The sequence below is a fragment of the Chlamydiota bacterium genome, assembly GCA_012729785.1.
Taxonomy (GTDB): domain Bacteria; phylum Auribacterota; class Tritonobacteria; order UBA1439; family UBA1439; genus UBA1439.
Genome location: JAAYCL010000042.1, coordinates 95,702 through 116,124, shown reverse-complemented (window position 1 = coordinate 116,124; position 20,423 = coordinate 95,702). Strand labels below are relative to the sequence as shown.

The 20,423-nt window shown below is 68.0% G+C and carries 18 protein-coding genes; 3 read left to right on the top strand and 15 right to left on the bottom strand.

All coding sequences use genetic code 11. The features are described from left to right. Positions 1-148: 148 nt before the first annotated feature. From folK to GXY35_10990, 5 genes are all read right to left on the bottom strand, one after another. Positions 149-694 carry a 2-amino-4-hydroxy-6-hydroxymethyldihydropteridine diphosphokinase gene (gene folK / locus GXY35_11010; protein ID NLW95105.1) on the bottom strand — a complete coding sequence of 182 codons (546 nt, stop codon included), beginning with the start codon at positions 692-694 and terminating at the stop codon, positions 149-151. Positions 695-856: 162 nt separating this feature from the next. Beyond that, positions 857-2,119, bottom strand: a complete 1,263-nt coding sequence (locus GXY35_11005) for an LL-diaminopimelate aminotransferase (protein ID NLW95104.1) — start codon at positions 2,117-2,119, stop codon at positions 857-859. Positions 2,120-2,131: 12 nt separating this feature from the next. Continuing rightward, positions 2,132-2,935, bottom strand: a complete 804-nt coding sequence (locus GXY35_11000; protein ID NLW95103.1) for a 4-hydroxy-tetrahydrodipicolinate reductase — start codon at positions 2,933-2,935, stop codon at positions 2,132-2,134. Positions 2,936-2,977: 42 nt separating this feature from the next. Further along, positions 2,978-3,844, bottom strand: a complete 867-nt coding sequence (locus GXY35_10995; GenBank protein NLW95102.1) for a 4-hydroxy-tetrahydrodipicolinate synthase — start codon at positions 3,842-3,844, stop codon at positions 2,978-2,980. A gap of 335 nt (positions 3,845-4,179) precedes the next feature. Beyond that, entirely contained in the window at positions 4,180-4,617 is a 438-nt protein-coding gene (locus GXY35_10990; protein NLW95101.1) for a hypothetical protein, read from the bottom strand. 535 nt (positions 4,618-5,152) lie between these two features. On the opposite strand from GXY35_10990, the gene GXY35_10985 reads away from it, so the two are divergent. Beyond that, positions 5,153-6,265: a hypothetical protein gene (locus GXY35_10985; GenBank protein ID NLW95100.1), complete on the top strand. Its 1,113-nt coding sequence runs from the start codon at positions 5,153-5,155 to the stop codon at positions 6,263-6,265. A 276-nt stretch (positions 6,266-6,541) separates the two neighbouring features. Here the strand turns inward: GXY35_10985 and rnk are convergent, their stop codons facing one another. Beyond that, positions 6,542-6,958, bottom strand: a complete 417-nt coding sequence (gene rnk, locus GXY35_10980) for a nucleoside diphosphate kinase regulator (protein ID NLW95099.1) — start codon at positions 6,956-6,958, stop codon at positions 6,542-6,544. A gap of 663 nt (positions 6,959-7,621) precedes the next feature. On the opposite strand from rnk, the gene GXY35_10975 reads away from it, so the two are divergent. Both GXY35_10975 and GXY35_10970 read left to right on the top strand, forming a co-directional pair. Next, positions 7,622-8,155 carry a DUF134 domain-containing protein gene (locus tag GXY35_10975; protein NLW95098.1) on the top strand — a complete coding sequence of 178 codons (534 nt, stop codon included), beginning with the start codon at positions 7,622-7,624 and terminating at the stop codon, positions 8,153-8,155. Continuing rightward, entirely contained in the window at positions 8,041-8,538 is a 498-nt protein-coding gene (locus tag GXY35_10970) for a diguanylate cyclase (protein ID NLW95097.1), read from the top strand. Before GXY35_10975 ends, GXY35_10970 begins: the two co-directional genes overlap by 115 nt. Before the next feature lie 203 nt (positions 8,539-8,741). On the opposite strand, the gene GXY35_10965 is transcribed toward GXY35_10970, so the two are convergent. The 9 genes from GXY35_10965 to argB all read right to left on the bottom strand — a co-directional run bounded on the left by GXY35_10965 (position 8,742) and on the right by argB (position 20,340). Next, positions 8,742-10,187: a homospermidine synthase gene (locus tag GXY35_10965; GenBank protein NLW95096.1), complete on the bottom strand. Its 1,446-nt coding sequence runs from the start codon at positions 10,185-10,187 to the stop codon at positions 8,742-8,744. Positions 10,188-10,318: 131 nt separating this feature from the next. Beyond that, the gene (locus tag GXY35_10960) at positions 10,319-10,666 is read right to left on the bottom strand and encodes a DUF488 family protein (protein NLW95095.1); all 348 of its coding nucleotides are present in this window, start codon (positions 10,664-10,666) and stop codon (positions 10,319-10,321) included. A gap of 122 nt (positions 10,667-10,788) precedes the next feature. Then, entirely contained in the window at positions 10,789-12,297 is a 1,509-nt protein-coding gene (locus GXY35_10955; GenBank protein NLW95094.1) for a potassium/proton antiporter, read from the bottom strand. A gap of 688 nt (positions 12,298-12,985) precedes the next feature. Next, positions 12,986-13,816, bottom strand: a complete 831-nt coding sequence (locus GXY35_10950) for a diaminopimelate epimerase (GenBank protein NLW95093.1) — start codon at positions 13,814-13,816, stop codon at positions 12,986-12,988. A gap of 308 nt (positions 13,817-14,124) precedes the next feature. After that, complete coding sequence (gene lysA, locus GXY35_10945; GenBank protein ID NLW95092.1) at positions 14,125-15,384, bottom strand: diaminopimelate decarboxylase; 1,260 nt, start codon at positions 15,382-15,384, stop codon at positions 14,125-14,127. Continuing rightward, positions 15,377-16,759 carry an argininosuccinate lyase gene (gene argH, locus GXY35_10940; protein NLW95091.1) on the bottom strand — a complete coding sequence of 461 codons (1,383 nt, stop codon included), beginning with the start codon at positions 16,757-16,759 and terminating at the stop codon, positions 15,377-15,379. The genes lysA and argH overlap by 8 nt, the downstream gene beginning before the upstream one ends. Before the next feature lie 101 nt (positions 16,760-16,860). Then, entirely contained in the window at positions 16,861-18,078 is a 1,218-nt protein-coding gene (locus GXY35_10935) for an argininosuccinate synthase (protein NLW95090.1), read from the bottom strand. Between the two features lie 38 nt (positions 18,079-18,116). Next, positions 18,117-19,319 (bottom strand): acetylornithine transaminase, encoded by a 1,203-nt coding sequence (locus GXY35_10930; GenBank protein NLW95089.1) that lies wholly within the window; start codon positions 19,317-19,319, stop codon positions 18,117-18,119. A gap of 133 nt (positions 19,320-19,452) precedes the next feature. Next, on the bottom strand, positions 19,453-20,340 hold the full coding sequence (argB, locus tag GXY35_10925; GenBank protein NLW95088.1) for an acetylglutamate kinase: 888 nt from the start codon (positions 20,338-20,340) through the stop codon (positions 19,453-19,455). Between the last annotated feature and the right edge of the window lie 83 nt (positions 20,341-20,423).

The window sequence follows — 20,423 nt, the reverse complement described above, 5'->3', positions numbered from 1 at the left end:
CTCCCCCGGCTCCCCCGCCCCTTGTGGGGGGCCGGGGAGGGGGTGCCCTCGTTGCCCACGCGCGCGGGCTTTTCGGGGGGGTCCTGCCGCGATACCCGCGGAAACCCCTCCCCTTCCCCCGGCGCCTGATTCTCGGGGCCGCCGGATCTCAGGGGCCGATCCTCGCGCGCGTCCTCTCGACCCGGTGCGCGTCCCGCAGCTTCGCGAGCAGGCCCGCCACCGTTTTCTTCTCGCCCGGATGGAGCGCCCGCGGCGCGATGTCGGCCAGCGGGGCGAGCACGAAACGCCGCTCGTGCATCCGCGGGTGCGGCACCGCGAGGCAGGCGGACCGGACCACCCGCCGCCCGAAAAGCAGGATGTCGAGATCGATCGTGCGGGGCGCGTTCCGCCTCCCGCGCCTCCTCCCCATCGCCCGCTCGATCTCGCGGAGCTCCCGGAGGAGCGCCGCGGGTTCGAGCGAGGTCTCGACCTCGATCGCCGCGTTCAGATACGCGGGCTGCGGCGGCCCGCCGACCGGCTCCGTGCGGTAGACGGGGGAGCGCTTCACCACCCTGACGCCCGGCACCGCTTCGATCCTCCCGACCGCCTCGCGGAGGTTCCTCGCGGGATTCCCGAGGTTGGAGCCCAGTCCGAGGTGCGCCGTTTCAGACGCACGACGGGAGAGGCGGGACGCACAACGACCGTTCAGGCGCATCGGCTCTCCTCGCCCGCACGGCGGGTCGGCAGCGCTCGACGACGGAGAGATCACCGCGGAGGCCGCAGATCCTCCGCGCGCGCTCCACCGACCCGTTCCGTCGCCCGGGGTTTCGCGAGTGCCTTCCCCATCGGGACCGCCGCCGTCCCCCCGTCACCCGTCTCACGCACGCATCCTCGAGATCCTCTCCACCGCCTCGCGGAGGCGCTCCTCCGGCACGGTCAGGGTCATGCGGATATACCCCTCCCCGCTCGGCCCGAGGCCGTTGCCGGGCGTGGCGACGATACCGGCCTCCTTCAAAAGCCGCCCCGCCATCTCCTCGGAGCGCATGTGCCCCGGGACGGGCGCCCAGACGTAGAAGGTCGCCTTCGGCCTGGCGACGCGCCAGCCGAGACCGCGGAGACCGTCCACGAGCACGTCGCGCCTGCGCTGGTAGATCGCGGTATACTCGGCCAGGAAATCCTGCCTTCCCTCGAGCGCCGCGACACCGGCGAGCTGCACCGCCTGGAAGATCCCCGAGTCGAGGTTCGACTTCACCTTGCCGAGCCCCCCGAGCACCTCCGCGTTGCCGACGGCGAAGCCGATCCGCCAGCCGGTCATGCTGTAGGTCTTGGAGAGCGAATGGAATTCGATGCCGACCTCCCGCGCCCCCTCCGCCGAGAGGAAGCTCTGCGGCCGGTACCCGTCGAAGGCGAGCTCCGTGTAGGCGGCGTCGTGGCAGACGATGACGCCGTGCCGCCGGGCGTATTCGACCACGCGGTCGAAGAACCCCCGGTCGGCGGTCGCCGCGGTCGGATTGTTCGGGTAGTTGATGAAGAGGAGCTTGGCGGTGCGGCCGATCTTTTCCGGGATCGCGTCGAGATCCGGGAGGAAGCCGTTCTCCTCGCGGAGCGGCATCCGGTGCGGCGCGCCGCCGGCGAGGATGGTCGTGGCCTGGTAGACGGGGTAGCCGGGGTCGGGGACGAGCACCGCGTCGCCGGGGTTCACGAACGCGAACGGGATGTGGCCGATCCCCTCCTTGGAGCCGATGAGGGGGAGCACCTCCGTCTCCGGGTCGAGCGACACCCCGAAGCGGCGGTCGTACCAGCCCGCGATCGCCTCGCGCAGGACCGGCATCCCGAGGTCGAGCGCGTACCGGTGATTCGCCGGGTCGAGCGCCGCCCGGTGCAGCGCCTCGATGATGTGCGGCGGCGTCGGGAGGTCCGGGTCCCCCACGCCGAGGTCGATGATGTCCCGCCCCGTTTTGACGACCTCCCGCTTCATCCGGTCGATCTCGGCGAACAGGTACGGAGGGAGCCTCCGCAGCCTGTCCGCGTACGCTATCGCGATCCGCTTCCGTGCGTTCACCGCCGTTTCCCCCTCCTCCTGAATGAGAAATCGAACGGCGGGAAGCGCGGGAAAAGGGCGCCTCCGCGTCGTCCGCATGATCCGTGGCGATCAGCCCTCGCGCAGCACGTCCGCCATCCCGTAGATGCCGGGCGCCTTCTTCGCGACCCATTTCGCCGCCCGCAGGGCGCCGCGCGCGAACGTATCGCGCGAGGTGGCGCGGTGGACAAGCTCGATCCGCTCGCCCGGCGCGGCGAAACCGACGACATGGTCGCCGACGACATCGCCCTGCCGGACCGCGTGAATGCCGATCTGCCCCTTCGGGCGCGCGCCCGGGTGGCCGCTCCTCCCGTACACGACGGCTCCGGGAAGATCGATTCCGCGGGCCCCGGCGACGGCGCGCGCCAGGGCGAGCGCCGTCCCGCTCGGCGCGTCCTTCTTCATCCGGTGATGCGTCTCGACGATCTCGACGTCGTAGTCGTCGCCGAGGAGGCGCGCCGTCTCGGCTGCGATCTCGATGAGAAGATTCGCCCCGACGCTCATGTTGGGCGCGACGACGCAGGCGACCTTTTCCGCCGCCGCCCGAATCGGGTGTAGCTGCTCCTCCCCGAGACCGGTCGTGCCGATCACGATCGGCATGCCGAGGGAGGCGGCCGCCGCGGCGTTCCGCACCGCCGTCTCGCGGCCGGAGAAGTCCACGATCACATCCGCCCCGCGGGCGGCGGCTTCGAGATCCGCCGAGACGGCGACCCCGATTTCGCCGACGCCCGCGCAGGCCCCCGCATCGGCCCCCAGGCACGGGTGCCCCGCGCGTTCCACCGCGCCGGCGACGGCGATCCCCGGATCCTCCGCCGCGCAGGCGATGATCCTCTTCCCCATCCGCCCGCAGGCCCCGCAGACGACGATCCTCTGCATCCGGCGCTCCCCCTCCCTCCCGCGTCCGGCGTCTCACGACGCTCAGATCAGTTCGTACTCCTTCATCACCTTCTCGAGCTTCAGCCGGTTTTCATCGGCCATCCGGCAGAGCGGCAGCCGGTACTCCTCTTCGATCTTGCCCATCATCGCCAGGGCCGCCTTCACCGGGATCGGATTGGTCTCGATGAAGAGCGCCCGGCTCATCCGGTAGAGCTCATAGTGCATCGTGCGCGCCCCCTCGACGTCCTTCTCGAGGTACGTCTCCACCATCTCGGCGACCGCGGCGGGCAGGACGTTGGCGACCACGGAGACTACCCCCTTCCCCCCCAGCGCCATGATCGGGAAGGTCAAACTGTCGTCGCCGGAGAGGACGGTAATGTCGCACCGGGAGATGATCTGGCTCACCTGCTCGAGGCTGCCGCCGGCCTCCTTGATGGCCACGATGTTCTTGTGCCTCGAGAGGGCGGCGACCGTCTCCGGGGCGATCGAGACGCCGGTCCTCCCGGGGACGTTGTACAGCACGATCGGGATATCCACCCCCTTCGCCAGCGCCTCGTAATGGTAGATAAGCCCGCGCTGGGTCGGCTTGTTGCCGTACGGGGTGATCACCAGGACGCCGTCGGCGCCCGCCTCCTTGGCGTGCCGCGTAAGCCGCAGCGCCTCCGCCGTGGAGTTCGAACCGCTCCCCGCGATGACCGGCACCCGCCCGGCGACCTTCTGGACGACGAATTCGACCACGCGGTCGTGCTCCTCATGCGACAGCGTCGCCGACTCCCCGGTCGTGCCGCAGGGCAGGATCACGTCGGTCCCGGCGCCGATCTGGAACTCGAGCAGCTCGGCCAGCGCCGGGTAGTCCACCTCGCCGTTTTTGAACGGCGTCACCAGGGCAACGATGGATCCGCTGAACATGGGCACCCCCCTGCATACGCGCTTCGCCACAGAGGTCACAGGGAACTCGCATCCGTGTTTTCGCACAGGGTAGCACAGTTCCGCGGAGATTTACACGGAGAAGCTTCCGGAGATACCATGCGCCGGATAGATCAGGCAACGTCAGCGGTGACGCGGCGGAATCCCGTCGCCCCCCCGACTCGCCGGGGCTTGGTCTCATCCGAATCGCTTTCGGGAACGGGATCGATCTCGTTCCCCTCGTGGATCGCCATCTCCTCCCGCGCCCGATATGGCTCCCGGTCTCTCGTGTCCGAGCGCCGTTTCGTTTCGATCCCGACAGCGATCCCGATTTCGATCTACTGTCCCGACGGGTGGCCGTTGAGCCTCGGGCCGGAGGCGAGCCCGCTTCGTCGTTCCACGCAGTTTCGATGCTCTGGTCCGGCATAGCATTCCCGTTGACCGCTCCCCGGACTGCGCCGCGAAGCCGATCCTGCGTCCATCAATGCCTCCGCGATGCGCAGCGCCTTGCGCCTGTTCCGCTGCAGCGTATGCGGGGAGGTTCCCGGCGAGAATCCGGCCTGGGTCTTCTCGGTCTTGCCTATCATGGAAGCAAGCGCAGCGCGGGCCTCCCGCAACTCGGCCTGCGTGAAACCGTCCGCACCGTCAGTCCCCTTGTTGAGCAGCGCGAACGCGATGCGCAGCGCCTTGAGGTTATTCTGCAGCATCGTATGCTGCCACGTTCCCGGCGGCAGTTTCTGCAGCGCCTTTTCAGACTTGCCGATCAGCGAAGCCATCGGCGCACGCGCCTCATGGATCTCGTCCGTTGTGGGGAGTTTCATGTCGTCTGTGGCTGTTGCAGCCCAACGGTCGGCATCGCGCCGCGCGCGCAGCGCGACAGCAGAATGCCGTTGTTCGGAATCAGGGCTCAACCATCGAATGTCGAGATGCGCCCCTTGCGCGCATCCTATGGCCCTCAGCTCATCCGCCCTGTCTGAAGACGCAACCGCCGTTGCGTCCATCTCGCACCGGCTTCACCGGTTTCCCCGCACGCGGAAGGCATCCCTGCCCCCCGGCCGTGGCTTTCGACCCTGTGCCATCTTACACCATCCTGCACAATGCAGCCGTGGCGGAATACACACATTCGATTCCGGGAATGACGCATCCCCGCGGCATCAGCCATCAGGCTGTGCATGGGCTGCGTATGGCCTTGCCCGATTTCGTTGGCCGATTTCGTCGGCATGGGATATCCTTCCACGCGGCATGCCGCGATCGTAGGGCGAGCGGTCGTTTCGAACGCCAAACACTTTTCTCAGCCGAAAGGAGTCGTAGATGCGTAGGGATCTCCTCCTCCTCCTGCTCCTGCCGGCCGGCGGCTTGGCACTCGCCGGCTGCCGGACCGTGCCCGGCGGCGATACCCCGGTGTACGTCGACAGTGAATACGGCGCCCTGCAGGAAGTGATTGTCGGACTGCCTTACGGGAAGTCGCCGGAACTGGATGCGCCGTGGCTGCAGGAAACGCTCAAGATACTGCCTCCGGATGAAGCGGAGTACACGCGGGCCACCGCCGGCCTGTCGTGGACGGAGATGATCCATCCGGTCAAACGCAAGAGCGAAACGGAACTGCTGGAAGGGGAAAACCAGGCGTTGATCAACGTCCTGACCGGCCTGGGGGTGCGGGTGTGCCGGCCCATGCAATTAACCGAGGATTTCATCGTCCGGAATTACGGCCGGGAAATCCTGGCGAACGGCTACTCCCAGGATTTTCCCCGCGACAACATGATCGTGATCGGCAACCAGGTGATTGAATTCAATCTGCGCACCATGCTCCGCCGCGTGGATATATCGGGGTTCAAGGAGATACTCGCGGCCAGGTGTAGGCAGGGCGATATCCGATGGTTCGCCATGCCGCACGCCGCGCCCCTGGCCATGCCGTCGCCGGATGAGCCCGCGCTGGAAGGCGGCGATCTGGTGATGCTAGACGAGACCATCCTGGTGGGAAATACCCTCAATCAGGCGGTAGGGTCCAATCAGGCGGGATGCGAATGGCTGCAGCAGGTACTGGGCCGCGCATATCGCGTTGAACGCGTGCCGTTGGTGGAGCAGATTCTGCATCTGGATTGCGTGTTGTCCATTCCGCGTCACGGTCTGGCGATCGTCTGCGAAGAGGCGTTCGTGGAGGGCCTCCCCTCCTGTCTACGGGGGTGGGACCTGATCAAGGTGCCTCTGGCTGATGCTTCAAGGCTGGCTGTGAATGGACTGCCGGTGGACGAAAACAACTACATCATGTCATACAACGATCATATCAGTAACGATTTCATCCGGTCTGAACTGACCAAGCGCGGCATCAAGGTTCATCCGGTGTATTTCGGAACGCATAACGGCCAGGGCGGCTCCATACGATGCGCCACCCAGCCGTTAAAGAGGGCGGCGGTCGTCAGGTGACCCGCCTGCAGGTGCAGGCACGGGGTCGCTGTCCCCTGCGACCCCACGCACGATGCCCCTCATCGAAGTCCCGGATTGCTCCGCGCGAAATCGCAGGCCGTTCCGGCTGTAGCCGGCCGCCTGGCTGTGCGTGAACGCACGCAGACGGGCGGCAAGTCCGGCTCCGCATCCGCGGCAACGGAACCGCGGCCGGCGCCCGCGGCTGCGCGAGTATCCGCCTTCGCGAACGCCGTCGTTCACGCGCGTCAGACCGCCGCATGCAACGGACCGTCGGCGCTACAGGTGATAATCGCCGGCCGCTTCGGGCTGGTAGACGATTTTTTCGATGCGGATGCGGCGCAACCCGGATGGGACGGGCCATTCCACGACATCCCCTTTGGCGTATCCCAGGATCGCCGTACCCACCGGGGCGAGAACCGAGATAGCCCCCTCCTCGATGTCCGCATCGCTCGGGAAAACCAGCATATAGGTCATCTCTTCAGAGGTATCCAGATCACGCAGCACGACCTTGGAATTCATCGTCACCACATCCGCGGGCACGTTTTTGGATACGACCGCTTCCGCCCTCTCCAGTTCGCCCGCCAACAACTCCAGATCCTTCCGGGTCTGATCGCCGAACTCCTTGGCCACGGCGATGAGCTCTTCGAGCCGCGATTTGTCGAATCGAGTGACGCACAGCTTTCGTGTCGCCATTGTCGCCTCCTTTCATGAACGCCAGCGGCGGTGCGGATCAGCGGCGACCGTCAAGGCACGTGCTCGCCGCGGCGGATCTTCGCTGCGGCCGCGTGTTCGAGGATGCCGGGCGCCCCGGAACAGGCGGACGGCATTCCGCAACGCCCCGTACGAAATGCGCAGCGTCCGGCGCGCGGTCAACAGTCGAGGGGTGCCCCCGATTCTTTTCCGTACCCCGAAACGGGATGGTGCCGGACAGTTCCGTCTCTCGAGAATCCGTTTCCCGGTTTGTATCGAGGTTGAGGTGACCGTCGCCGGTGGAGTCGGCGATGGCGATCGAAAAGAGTTTTCCCGGCGCGTTCCGCCTCCTGGCGGCCGGCAGGAGGTCGACTTCGATTGTTCGGATACCGGGGGTGTATTCCTCTTTCCATCCCCGGCTCTCGACGTCGGTCCGTCGATCGCCACGCCGTCATGCTACCAAAACGGCCCTTCAGGGTCGAGAGGTTGTTGCGCGATGCGCTCGAACTGCGGCCCCTCGTCACGGCCCTCTGTTTCCCAAGCTTCCGCCTGCCGCTTCTCTCCGCACGCGCGCCGCCCGACTTATCGCACTGTCCCTTCCTGTAGTTTTCTGATGACATGTAATGAGCATTTGTGCATAATATCCCCGACGATCGGAGGGGGCGCATGCCGAGACCGAAATGCCTGAGACGCATCTGCCACGTGCCGGGGATCACCTACTTCAAGCCCGCGGGGGTGCCTCTAGGCGTGCTTGAGGAGGTCGTTGTGCCGCTCGACGAGGTCGAGGCGATACGGCTTGCCGATCTGTACGGGGCCTACCATGAGGAGGCGGCGGAAAGGATGCGGATCTCCCGCCCCACCTTTTCCCGCCTTATCGGGGCGGCGCACAAAAAGATCGCCGATGCCCTGCTGCACGGGAAGGCGATCAGGATGGAGGGAGGGCCGATCACCATGGACGGAGGAGACAGGATGCCGGCGAGGGACACACCAGGCCCCGCGGACGCGTGGCCGGGGCGCGGCATGGGCCCGTGCGGGTGCGGTCAGGCCGGGAGGGCGCGGCGAGGCCGCCGGGGGGCCGGGCCGGGATGGAGAGGCACGGGGGGGTCCGCGCGCGGCGCCGGCGCGGAGAAGAAACCGGAGAGGATGGAAGAGGCGGATGCAAGGATGCCGCGCGACACGACGAAAGGAGGCGCAGAGTGAAACTGTTCATCCCGGTCACGGAGGAGAAGGGGCTCCAGAGCCCGATCCACGGCCACTTCGGATCGGCCCCGATCTTCCTGTGCGTCGACACCGAATCGAAAACGTTCGAGACGGTGCACAACGACGACAAGGCGCACGCGCCGGGGGCGTGCAACCCCCTGAAAGCGATCGGCGGGCGCGCGGTGGACGCCGTCGTGGCGGGTGGCATAGGCATGGGGGCGCTGACCGGGTTTCGCAAAGCCGGCATTCGCGTCTTCCACGCCGGGGGCGGGACGGTCGCCGACGCCCTCTCCGCCCTCGCCTCCGGAGGCCTGCCGGAGCTCGACAGGCAGGCGTCCTGCGCCGGGCACGATGCGGGGGGCGGAGGGTGCGCCCATTCGTGACCCGCGCGCGGGGCGCAATCCCGGCGCAGAAGAGCCCTCCGCGGAGGGCTCTTCTATCCGCGGGCTTCTCCGCATCCGGTCAACGGGCATACCCCCCGACAGGGGCACCCGTTTCACCCCGTCGCCCGAGACGCCGGCACGCATACCCCGAATCGTCGGCGGACGCCCGCCAGGCCACGTGGCCCGCCGTCGCCGGTCGGCGTTCAGTCGCCATACCACTGTCTGCTGCGGACGTTCTGAAACTGCCAGGGGCTTTCGACATCGAGCTTTTCGGGGAAATACTTGCCGCGGCCGTCGAGCGGTGTCCAGTCCGTAAACTCGCCCACGAGGCGTCCCAGATAGGGCTCCGCCGTTGCGAGGCAATCCTCGTAGTCCAGATCCTCGGGCTCGATCACGCCCCGTCGCGGGTTGCGCATGGCCCACAGGACGGCGGCGACGGCCCCCGCCGTGACCTGCACGGTCGTCGCGTTTGCGTAGTCCACGTGCCGGCGCGCCTCCCTGATCGAGAGCTGTGAGCCGTACCAGTACGCGTTTCTTTCGTGACCGATCAGCAAGACCCCGAGCTCGTCCATCCCCTCCACGATATCCTTGCCGAGGCGCCGGCAGCTGGGTTGCAGGATCCATCCCCCCCCCTCCAGTTCCAGCGCGGACAGCATCGCATCATCGCAGGGATGGTAGACAAACATCACGCTCGGCCGGTACAGGAACTCGCCGGGGCCGCGAATCGACAGGTAGTCGGCGATCGAGAAGATCTCGTCATGGGTCACCAGCATCCCCTGGAAACCGCCGATCGAGGGGACCCAGCTGCGCGCAAAGGTGCTCGCCCCGGGGCGCTCCAGGTACAGGGTCCCGGAGCCGGGGCGATGCTCGTGCGCCCCCTTCGGCCGCCGTTTTTCGAAGGTGCCGAAGGACAGCTCGCTCGGCTGCATCAACTCGTCCACGAACCCGTCTATGGACCAGGTGTTGATGAACTCCCTTTGGCGCTTCGGCCGCTGGCTGGCTTGCGTGTCGCGCTCGGATATCTGAATCGCGGTTATCTTGAGTTCACGCGCAAGGTTCGCCCATTCCTCGCGGCGCGACGGTCGCGCGTTCCCGCCGCGGATGCTCCGATCCAGGTCGACGAGGGCGCGTTTGACGAAGTGGGAGACCAGCCCCGGATTGGCGCCGTGATCGACCACGGCGGTAGGCGCATCGGGCCCCAATTCCCGCGCAAGATCGATGACCCCGGCGCGGATGGCGTAGTTCGTCCGCTGGTGAAGCTCCAGCATCGGGTTGTCGAATACGCCCGGCCACGGCTCTATCGAGGTGTCCACGTACAGCGCGTTTCGTTCCGCGCAGAACCGGATCAGGTCCAGGCTGGAGATGTCGACGGAGAGATTCAACATGAGATCGCCGTCGCGAACGTAGTTCTTCAACACCCTGCGGTAGTTGCCGGGCGTCAGGATGCAGTGGATGAACTTCGTGCCGAAACGCTCTGCGATCCCCCGCCCGGATTCGTCGGCCGAAAGGACGGTCATCCGCGTCTGAATCCCCTCGAGATGCCGGCCGATGATCGGCAGAACGGCCTGTCCGATGCTTCCGCATCCGATCATCAGGATGCGGCCATTGAACGTCTCCGGTGCCCGTGCCGCGTTCGATGCAACGGTCATCTTCTCCTCCCGGATGCGCTTCCCCGGCGCCGAGCCGCCAGTGCGCGCGCCTTGCGGCGTCGTTGGCCGCGGGGCGCGGCGGCGGGGCGGCCGAGGATCCGTGCGTGCCGGCGTCGCGCCGGAACCGGTCCTCACGCCCCCCCGTCCAGTATCTTCTTCAGTACGACAGCTTCGTTGTGCGCCTGATCCCTCGCGGCGTAGACAAGCGTGACGTTCCCCCGACGGGCACGCCGTCGAAGCTCGGCCATCGCGGGGTTGCGCCCGATCTCGATCCGATACCGTTCCTCGAACTCGCGCCACTTCTTCGGATCATGCCCGTACCATCGCCGGAGTTCGGTTGTCGGCGCGACCTCCTTGAGCCAGCAATCGAGTTTCGCCCCGACCTTGGACAATCCGCGCGGCCAGAGACGATCCACGAGAATCCGGGCGCCGTCCGACGCGGCCGGCGGATCATACGCCCGCTTCAACATCACACGCATGATCTCCTCCATGGTTCGGGCCGCCGTTCACCGTGGCGGCGCGCGACTGTTCCGCGCGCCTCCGCGCTGTCGGGCGACCGTTCGCCATCTCCTTCCGCGGCCTCGTCCGTGCGGCGCGGTCTTCAGGATATCGCCCGCCGGGCGGTGTCAAACCCCCCATCCGCGTCCGATCGCCGCACCGCGGCGGTGAACGCGTCCATGAGAACGGAACGAATGATCTCGTGGTCCTTGGCATGCGCGAGCACGGTCACCCGATCCCACCCTTGCAGATACACCGAACCCTTGGGGACCACTATGTCCTTGTCCCGCGTTATCAGGATGATCGCCGAGCCGGCGGGGAGCCGCAACTCGGAGATGGCGGGCCCGATTGCGCCCCGCGGGCCCGGCAGATCCACCACCATCAGATCCAAGTCGCTTTCGGCCATGGTGACAAGCTCCAGATCGAACAGGGGGATCGGCCTCGCGGGGCAGGTGAGGCCGAGCAGCCGCGCCAGCCACCCCAGCGTGGAACCTTGCAGCGCGATGGACAACAGAACGGCGAAGAAGACGAGGTTGAAGACCTCCTGTCCGATGGCGAGCCCCGCCGCCGCCGGATAGGTGGCCAGGACGATGGGCACCGAACCCCGAAGACCGGCCCACGCGATGAATGTCTTGCTTTTCCAGCCGAGCCGCATGCCCGCCGTGCCCACCCATACCGCGAGAGGCCGCGCGAGCAGCGTCAGTACGAGGAACAACAGGATGCCGTCCCCCCAGATCTCCCCCCACTGATGCGGGAAGACCTGGAGCCCCATCAGGGCGAACATGCCGACGTTGGCGACGGTGGAGACCGCGGATGAGAAATTCGCCACCCCTTGCTTGTGGACGAATGGACGATTCCCCAGCAGATAGCCCGCGACGAACACCGCCAGCATTCCGCTGCCGTTGATCATCTCGGTCAGGCCGTAGATGAACAGGATGATCCCCAATGAAAGGACGTAGTAGTGGCCGCGGTCTTGCGGATGAAGACGATTGAACAGCCACAGCGCCGCCTTGGCGAGATACCATCCGCAGATCGGCCCGACCGCGAACTTCCAGACGAAGACCGCCATGGAGGTCAGCCAGGCGGCGCGGGCGGAGGTGATCCCGTCGATCACCGCCACGGTGAGCAGGATCGCCATCGGGTCGTTGGCGGCGCTTTCGATCTCGACGATGGACGACAGCTTCGGCGGCAGGGATTGGCGGCGGAGCATCGAGAAGATCGCCGCCGCGTCGGTGGAGGAGATGATGGCGGCGAGCAAAAGCGCTTTGTGAAGCGGCCAGTTGCACCAGCCGTGCAGGACCCCGAAGGTCACCAGCGCCGTGAGCACCACGCCCCAGGTGGCGAGACCGCCCGCAGGGAGCGCGACTGCCTGGAAGTTGGAGCGTTTGGTGGAGAAGCCGCCGTCGAACAGGATGAACACCAAGGCGAGGTTTGCGACACTGTTGGCCAGCTCGATATCGTCGAAGTGCCAGAGCCCCAGGATATCGCTGCCGAAGAGGATGCCCGCGCCAAGGGCGACCAGTATGACCGGGACGCTCCAGCGGTCGAGCCAGACAGCGGCCAGGGCGATGGCAAGCAGCAACGCCGGCACGACGATATAGACGAGGTCCATCTTCCTCACCGCCCGTTTTCGCCACGCACCGTCCGGGAACAGGCGCCCGTTTCACCCCGGCACCGCGCCGGGCCGCGGGGCGGCGTCGGCGCAGATGGATTGCGAGACGCCTCCCGGGGCGATGCCGTGCGGCTCGAATGCCGCGTCGACGATGCGCGGTGCCGTCAGACCGGACCTGTCAGCGAGAAGCGGCGGCGTCTTGAACGGAACCCGGCCGCGCGGGAGGCGGCTGGCGCCTGCCGATCACCCCGCCCGGCGACGGTAGCCCGACATGCTCTTCTCCCGGAGATATTCCCCGCCGCCGCCGCTCTGATGGTACTGCACAAGACGTCCCGCGTCAATCCGCTTCTCGACGATCGGCATGCCGGATCGCCGGGGCGGAACGCGCGGCGCGCGTCACGGGGGGCGCGTCATGACACTCCTCCCCCCGCGGCGCCGCCGGATCCGGATCCGCCGCGACGGGCGGGGGGCACGGCTCCGCCCCGGACGAGTGGAACGCGGCGGCAGGCGATCCCCTGCCGCATCGGAGGGGGTACGGCCGTTCTTCGCCGGCCATCCCGGTCGAAAACGCCGCGAGGGGAGGGCGCGCCGGAAGACCGATGCGTCGCCGGCGCGGCGCAGGTGCGGATTCGGCGGGCGCGAAATCCGCGGGACGTGAAGCCGCCGTGGGCGGCGGCGATTGCGGGCGCTAGCGCGTCCGCTCGACGTCGATCTCGCCGCGGAAGACCTCTTCGGCGGGGCCGGTCATGAGGACGTGGCCGTCCTCGTCCCACCGGATCGAGAGCTCCCCGCCGGGCAGGGCGACGACGAGATCCCGGCCGGTGCGGCCGGTGAGGACGCTCGCCACCGCCGCGGCGCACGCCCCGGTCCCGCACGCCGCCGTCTCCCCCGCGCCGCGCTCCCAGACCCGCATCGAGATCCTGGCGGGCGACTCCGCCTGCACGAACTCCACGTTGACGCGCCGGGGGAAAAGCGCGTCGGCCTCGATCTTGGGGCCGAGCTGCCGCACCGGGCACGCGGCGAGATTTTCGGTGAAGATGACGCAGTGCGGGTTCCCCATCGAGACGCAGGTGATGCGCCTCTGCTCGTTGGCGAGCGTCACCTCGCGGTCGACGATCCTCCCCTGCAGCCGCACGGGGATCTTCGGCCCCTCGAGCTCGGGGACGCCCATGTCCACGGTGATCCGCCCCCCCTCCACCCGGGGACGCATGATCCCGGCCTTCGTCTCGATCGCCTGCTCCCCCTCGGGGAGGAGTGTCTGCGTCACAAGGTACTTCGCAAGACAGCGAATCCCGTTGCCGCACATCTCCACCTCGCCGCCGTCGGCGTTGAAGACCCGCATCCGGAAGTCGGCCTTCTTCGACGGTTCAAGGACCAGGAGCTGGTCGGCCCCGATGCCGTGCCGCCGGTCGCAGAGTGAGCGGACGAGTCCCTGGTGGATCGGCAGCGTCTGCCGGACGCAGTCGAGGAGGACGAAATCGTTCCCGAGCCCGTGCATCTTCACGAACGGAATCTTCATGACCAAAACACCACCCTTGCTCTTAGCCGCGGACCGACACGGATGAACACGAAGTATATGCCGGATGAAGCGGGGAATCCCCTACCCCGATCCATTCATCAACCCGATCGGATCTCATCCCCGCGAAAACGGGGAGCCCGCGTTAAAGCGTACACGCCTGGATTCCGGCGTTCGCCGGAACGACGGGGAGAACCAGACACGCGCCATCCGGCTTCTGATCGGCGGATGAATATATCAGGCCATATCCTCGCGCCTTCAACGATCGCCATATCTCGGCCCGCGGCAATCCGTCTAAATCCGCGGCGACGCTACTTCTCGAGGAACGCCGGGATGCGCTCGCCCCTGACGAGGTCCTCGTAGCGTTCCCGCTTTCGCACGAGCCAGGCGCGCGCGCCGCGCGCCAACACCTCCGCGGCGCGCCGCCGAGAGTTGTAGTTGGAGGACATCGCGAAGCCGTACGCCCCCGCCCCCATCACCGCGAGAAGATCGCCGGGGCGCGGCTCCCGCATCCTCCGGTCCTTGGCGAGGAAGTCGCCCGACTCGCAGACCGGTCCCACCACGTCGGCGGTGATCGTTCTCCCCTTCCCCTTCCGGAGGGGAAGGATCTCGTGGTAGGCCCCGTAGAGGCTGGGCCGGATCAGGTCGTTCATCGCCGCGTCCACGATGACGAAGTCGCGGGCGCCGCCCTTCTTGCGGTAGAGCACGCGCGTCAGCAGCACCCCCGAGTTTCCGGCGATGAAGCGCCCGGGCTCGAGGACGAGTTTCAGACCGAGCCCCTCGAGTTCCGGGAGCACCGCCGCGGCGAACCGGTCGGCGGTCGCGGGGGTTTCGTCGCGGTAGATGATGCCGAGCCCGCCGCCGATGTCGAGCCGCTCGAGCGGCACCCCGTCCCGCAACAGGACCCGCGCCAGCGGGAGCACCTTCCGCAGCGCCTCCACGTACGGGCCGGTCTCGACGATCTGCGAACCGATGTGCATCTGCAGCGCCGTCGGCCGCACGTGCCGCAACCGCATCGCCTTCCGGTAGGCCTCGCGGGCGCGCGCGAGGTCGAGGCCGAACTTGTTCTCCGCCTTCCCGGTGGTGATGTACCGGTGCGTGTGCGGGTCCACGTCGGGGGTGACACGGAACGCAATCCGGGCGACGAGGCGGAGCCGCGCGGCGACCCGTTCGATCGTTTCGAGCTCCGCGAGCGACTCCACGGTCAGGAAGAGGATCCGCCTCCGCAGCGCCGCGGCGATCTCCTCCTCCGTCTTCCCCACGCCGGCGAAGACGATCTTCTCCGGGCCGACCCCCGTCGCGAGGGCGCGGCGCAGCTCCCCGCCGGAGACGATGTCGAAGCCGGCCCCGGCGTTCGCGAGGGTCTTCAGCACGGCGAGGTTCGCGCACGACTTCACCGAGTAGCAGATCAGGTGCGGCACCCCGGCGAAGGCGCGGTCGAGCCGCTCGAAATGCCCCGTCAGGGTGGCGTGGCTGTAGACGTAGAGCGGGGTGCCGAATCTGCGGGCCAGATCCTCCAGCGGGACCGACTCGGCGCAGAGCCGCCCGCCGCGGTAGGAGAACTCATGCATGGGCGAGTTTTCTCCTCCAGGCCGCGAGCGCTTTCGCCACGCCCGCGGACGAGGTGGACCCGAGCGATCTCTTCCGCCGGACCGTCTCGTCGTGCGAGAGGAGGGCGAGCGCGCCTTCCCCGAACTGCGGCGCGCACGCCTTCAGCTCCGCGAGGGTGAGCTCATCGAGGCGTTTCCTCCGGCGCAGGCAGTCGGCGACGAGCCGGCCGACGAGGCGGTGCGCCTCGCGGAACGGGACGCCGTTCACGACGAGCTGCTCGACGAGGTCGGTGGCCTGGCTGAAGTCGCCCTCGAGCGACCGGCGGAGCGCCTCCGGGCGGAACGAGATCCTCTCCCAGAGCCCCGCCATGATCCCGAGGCAGCCGTCGATCGTCAAGGCGGCGTCGAAGAGCGGCTCCTTGTCCTCCTGCATGTCCCGGTTGTAGGCGAGCGGGAGCCCCTTCATCATGGTCAGGACGGAGACGAGCGCGCCGATGAGCCGGCCCGCCTTCCCGCGCACCAGCTCGGCAACATCGGGGTTGGCCTTCTGGGGCATCAGGGAGGAGCCGCTGCAGTAGGAGAGGTCCAGCGCGACGAACGAGAACTCCTTGCTCGCCCAGAGGACGATCTCCTCGGCCATCCGGGAAAGGTGCACGCCCAGTATGGCCCCGGCGGAGAGGAACTCGAGGATGAAGTCGCGGTCGCTCACGGCGTCGATGCTGTTCTCGCAGAGCCGGGGGAGGCCGAGCAGGCGGGCCGTCTCCCGCCGGTCGATCGGCAACGACGTCCCCGCGAGCGCCCCCGCGCCGAGCGGGCACGCCTTCGCCCGCTTCAGGCAGTCCGCCATCCGGGCCGCGTCGCGCTCGAGCATCTCGACATGCGCGAGGAGGTGGTGCGCGACGAGCACCGGCTGGCCGTGCTGGAGGTGCGTGAAGCCGGGCATCACGAGATGCCGGTGTTTCCACGCCGACGCGACGACGGCCTTCTGGAGCCCCCGGATCCCCTCGATCGCGTCGCCGACGGCGTCGATGAGGAAGAGGCGGGTGTCGAGGGCGACCTGGTCGTTGCGGCTCCGGGCGGTGTGGAGCCGGTCCGCGGCGGGGCCGATCAGCTCCTTCAGCCGCGTCTCGACCGCCATATGGATATCCTCGTGCTCGGGGCCGGGACGGTACGCCCCCCGGGCGATCTCCGCCTCCACCCGCTTCAACCCCGCCGAGATCTTTTTGGCCTCCGCCGCCGTGACGAGCCCCTGCCTCGCGAGCATCGCGACGTGGGCGAGACTGCCGCGGATGTCGTGCCTGTAGAGAATCCGGTCGAAGCCGACGGAGGCGGTGAACGCCTCCACCTCGGGCGCCATCCTTGTATCGAACCTGCCGGACCAGATCTTCCCGCTCATGCCGTCATCCCCCGGTGGATTGACAAGACGGCCCAACGACGCGTGCCAAGCGGCGCAGTGGACGCCGCCGGGTTGACACGGACGCATCCGCCGTTCGCCGTTCATCCGCGTTTCGAAACCCGCCCCCTCCCCTGCAGCATCGCCTCGATCCTCAGGCGCAGTCCGTTCAGCCTGATGAATCCCGTCGCGTCGGCCTGGTTGTACACGGCGCCGCTCGCCTCGAAGGTGGCGTGCGCGGGGCTGTAGAGCGAGCAGGGGGAGGAGCGCCCGACGACGATGCAGTTGCCCTTGTAGAGCTTGACGCGCACCGTCCCGGTGACGTTTTTTTGGCTCTCCTCCACGGCCGCCGTCAGCAGCCGCATCTCCGGCGAGAACCAGAACCCGTTGTAGACGAGCGAGGCGTAGCACGGGATGAACGAGTCGCGGAAGTGCATCACCTCGCGGTCCATCGTGAGCGACTCCATCGCCCGGTGCGCGATATGGAGGATCGTGCCGCCGGGCGTCTCGTAGACGCCGCGGCACTTCATCCCGACGTACCGGTTCTCGACGATGTCGATCCGCCCCACGCCGTTCCTCCCGCCGAGCTCGTTCAGGCGGGCGAGGAGCTTCGCGGGGGAGAGCCGCTTCCCGTCCACGGCGACCGGCACCCCCCGGGCGAAACCGATCTCGACATAGGTCGGCTTGTCCGGGGCCCTCTCCGGGGAGACGCTGAGGACGAACATATCCTCGTCGGGCTCGCGGTCCGGGTCCTCGAGGATGCCCCCCTCGAAGCTGATGTGCAGGAGGTTCCGGTCGCTCGAGTACGGCTTCTCCTTCGTCACGGGGATCGGGATGCCGTGCCGCGTGGCGTACTCGAACAGGTCCGCGCGCGCGCCGAGGTTCCACTCCCTCCACGGGGCGATGACCTTCAGGTCGGGCCCGAGGGCGGCGAAGGCGAGTTCGAACCGCACCTGGTCGTTCCCCTTCCCGGTCGCGCCGTGCGCCACGGCGGCGGCCTTCTCCCTGCGCGCGATCTCCACCTGCCGCTTCGCGATGAGCGGGCGGGCGATGGAGGTGCCGAGCAGGTAGGTCCCCTCGTAGATCGCGTTCGCCTTGAGCGCGGCGAAGACGTAGTCGCGTACGAACTCCTCGCGGAGATCCTCGACGTAGACCTTGCTCGCGCCGGTGCGGAGCGCCTTCCGCCGGATGCCGTCGAGCTCCTTGCCCTGGCCGAGGTCGGCCACGTAGGCGATGACGTCCATCCCCCGCTCCTCGCGGAGCCACTTCAAGATGATCGAGGTGTCGAGCCCCCCCGAGTACGCCAACACCACCTTTTCCATCTGGGTTCCCTTTCCGTCTGAATCGGCGGCGCCGGCCCCTAGCGGACGACGGCGGCGAACGCCTCCTCCACGATCGCCATCGCCCGGTCGACCTCCGCCTTCGTGACGGTCATCGCGGGCATGAAACGGACGACATTGTCGCCGGTGGCGTTGGTGAGCATCCCCCGCTTCAGGCACTCCGCCACGACCGCCTTCCCGTCGATCGACAGCTGCATCCCGAGCATCAGCCCCACGCCCCGGACCTCCCGGACGAACGGGCAGCGCTTCGCGAGGCGGAGGAGCCGCGCGCGGAGATAGTTCCCCATCTGCTGGGCGCGCTTCAAAAGCTTCTCCTTCTCGATCGTTTCGAAGACCGCGACCCCGGCCGCGCAGGCGAGCGGGTTCCCGCCGAAGGTGGAGGCGTGCGTCCCGGGCTGCAGCAGGTCCGCGTACTTCGACGCGGCGAGCATCGCCCCGATCGCCACGCCGCCGCCGAGGGTCTTGGCGAGCGTCATCACGTCGGGCACGATGCCGTAGTGCTGGTACGCGAAGTATCTGCCGGTCCTCCCCATCCCGGTCTGCACCTCGTCCATGATGAGGAGGAGCCCCCGCCTGTCGCACAGATCGCGGACCGCGGCGAAATAGTCCGCGGGGGCGACGTTGATCCCCCCCTCGCCCTGGATCGGCTCGAGCATCACCGCGCAGGTCGTGTCGCTCACCGCGCGCGACAAGGCGCCGATGTCGCCGAACGGGACGTGCGTGATCCCCGGGAGGAGCGGGCCGAAGCCGCGCTGGTACTTCTCCTGCCCGGTCGCCGTGACCGTGGCGATGGTGCGCCCGTGAAACGACTCGCGCATCGCGACAATCCCGTAGCGGCCCGTCGCGCTCCCCGCCCGCCGGGCGAGCTTCATCGCCGCCTCGTTCGCCTCCGCGCCGCTGTTGCAGAAGAAGCACTTCCCCGGGAAGGCGTGCTCGACGATCAGCTCGGCGAGGCGGGCCTGGAGGGGGATGTAGTAGATGTTCGGGAGGTGCAGGAGCGTTCCGGCCTGTTTCCTGACGGCGGCCACGACCCTCGGGTGGCAGTGCCCGAGGCCGCTCACCGCGTAGCCGGGGAAGAAGTCCAGGTATCTGCGCCCGCGATCGTCCCAGACCCACGAGCCCTTCCCCCTGACGACGACCAGCGGACTCCTCCCGTACGAGGGGACCACGTAGCGCCCGTACAGATCGATCGTTCCCGCCGCCTTGTTCCGCGTCCTCTTCATCGTTCTCCCCTTCACTGAGTTCGCGCCGCGCCCTCTCCGTCGGGCGCCTCCGGGCCGTCGGATACGGTCAGGCGCGCACGTCCGTCCGCCCGCGCAATCGTTTCCCCGCGCCCCCTGCCCCCCGCGGCGACGCCTACCCCTTCACGATCTCGGTGCCGATCCCCGCGTCGGTGAACACCTCGAGCAGTATCGAGTGCGGCAGCCGCCCGTCCACGATGTGCGTCTTCGGCACCCCCGCCCGCACCGAGGTCACCCCCGCCCGCACCTTCGGCAGCATGCCGCCCGTGAGCGCACCGGCCGCCTTGAGCGTCTCGATGTCGCCGATCCGGAGCGTCTCGATGAGCGATCTGTCGTCCCCGGGGTTCCTGAGGATGCCGCGCACGTCGGTCAGTAGAATGAGCTTCTCCGCCTTGAGGGCGGCGGCCACCTCGCCCGCGGCGGTGTCGGCGTTGATGTTGTAGAGGTTCCCCTCCGCGTCCGTCCCGATCGGAGCGATCACCGGGATGACGTCCTTCTTCAGAAGCTCGCGGAGCGGTCCCACCGCGACCTCCGCGACATCGCCCACGTAGCCGATATCCGCCCGCTCTCCCCGCCCGCTCTTCTCGACCTCGGGGAAATGCCGTTTCGCCCGAAGCACCCCGTCCCGGCCGCCGACGGTGCGGGCGCAGCCGCCGAGCTCCCCGATGCGGGCCACGATCCCCCGGTTCACCTCCGACAGCACCTCCTCGACGACCTTCATCGTCTTCGCGTCGGTCACCCGGAGGCCCGACACGAACCGGGGCGCGATCCCGCGCTCCTTCAGGCGCGCGCTGATCGCGTTGCCGCCGCCGTGCACCACGACCGGGCGGATCCCCACGCATCCCATGAAGACGATGTCGCGGAGGATGGCGTCCGGGTCGCCGGAGCCCATCGTGCTCCCGCCGTACTTCACGACAACGACCTTGCGTCTGAAGCGCTGGATGTAGGGGAGCGCTTCGATCAGGACCGCCGCCTTGCCGATCAGCTTCTTGAGGTCGCCCATCCGTGCAATCTCCGATCTTCCGTGCCGTGCGCCGGCGGGGGCTGCGTGCGCCGTCAGACGAACGAGCTGCGCGCCGTCCCCGT